Origin of the sequence: Pseudomonas sp. CROZ-RG-20F-R04-15 (assembly GCF_022662375.1) — a bacterium.
Lineage (GTDB): Bacteria > Pseudomonadota > Gammaproteobacteria > Pseudomonadales > Pseudomonadaceae > Aquipseudomonas.
This window is the reverse complement of record NZ_JAKNQL010000082.1, coordinates 1-311: the sequence shown is the minus strand read 5'-3', so window position 1 is coordinate 311 and position 311 is coordinate 1. Positions and strand designations below refer to the sequence as shown.

Genomic DNA, 311 nt, shown 5'->3' with positions numbered 1-311 from the left:
TGCCGGGTGTAGTTGTTACCAGCGCGCACATGGCACAGTTCGATCAGGTTGCCGCCGTGGTCGTACTGATACGTCTGGGTGTAGTTGAGGCGATTGCCTGGGTCGCTCGGTTGCGGCAGGCCGGGAATGTCCGAGGGCGGGGCGTCGTCGTAACCGGTGGCGCTGGTCAGTCGGTAGAGTGAGTCGTAGGTGAAGTCGCGATGGCCGTCGATAAGCTGGTTGGCGAAGTATCGCGGTTGAAATGCGTGGTCTTCGATGCGGGTGATGTTGCCGACGGGGTCGTAAAAATATTCGAAATCCTGCAGGACAGT

Annotated in this window: 1 pseudogene; it reads right to left on the bottom strand. The window is 59.2% G+C overall.

Annotation, left to right across the window (positions count from 1 at the left end):
- Positions 1-311: pseudogene (locus L8H52_RS30365) on the bottom strand (toxin); the annotation flags it as partial.